Here is an 840-nt window from a genome sequence, read left to right on the forward strand (position 1 = left end):
CCTTTGTCATGGACGCTTTGCGCTATCTCATCACACTTGGCCTTAGTACGCGAGGCCATATGAATCTCGCCGAGTACGTCGTTATACATGGCGCACTTATACGCGACTACCTGCGCCGCGCCGCCTGCGCCAATGATAGCGACACGAGCGTTTGTAAGCGGCCAATCTAAGCTCATCATATGATTGACCAAACCTTGACCGTCGGTATTATCACCATATAGCGTCTTATCTTTTGACGAATCATCACTGACTAACAGTAACGTATTGACCGCGCCTGCGATACGCGCATGTTCAGATAGACCGCCTTGAGATTGACAAGATGCGTAAGCGAGTTGTTTAAAAGGTACTGTCACATTGGCACCCACGCCGCCACCATTAAAAAACGCCTCAACAACTGCGTTGAAGCTTGCGGCATCATCAGGACAGTATTGACGTTGATAGCTAATATCAATACCCACTTGCGCGGCAAATACTTGATGAATCTCCGGGGATTTACTATGAGCAATAGGATTGCCAATAACGATAAAATGCTGGGTCATAAACGGTCCACTAGCGCTGTAGTCAATATAAATAATAAAAGTCGGTGCACTGTAGCTATAAAATGTCTTGCTTATTGTACGCTTTGCCAGACAGAGGATTCATAAAATTTATCTGAGTAACTCTGCAAGTCTTTTAGATTGTATTCATGATAACAAAGAAATAATAAGCAGCAAAAGAGAGAAAATTAAACAGTGCTTACTCATCATAGGGGATAACAATGTTTTTAACAAATTTGCACCTTCTACGATTGTTATCCGTAACGTAAAGGCTAGTCAAGCGCTGGGCAGTTGGGTACACTGT

General features: G+C 43.7%; 2 protein-coding genes. One reads left to right on the top strand and one right to left on the bottom strand.

All coding sequences use genetic code 11. The annotated features are described in order from the left end of the window. Positions 1-539, bottom strand: a 539-nt coding sequence (locus ACS8FD_RS18700; protein WP_439276953.1) for a saccharopine dehydrogenase NADP-binding domain-containing protein, incomplete at its 3' end; no start/stop codon positions are given. A gap of 67 nt (positions 540-606) precedes the next feature. On the opposite strand from ACS8FD_RS18700, the gene ACS8FD_RS18705 reads away from it, so the two are divergent. Beyond that, a partial coding sequence (locus ACS8FD_RS18705; protein ID WP_439276954.1) for a hypothetical protein occupies positions 607-840 on the top strand: 234 nt, incomplete at its 3' end.

It is taken from the genome of Psychrobacter sp. 1U2, assembly GCF_051847575.1.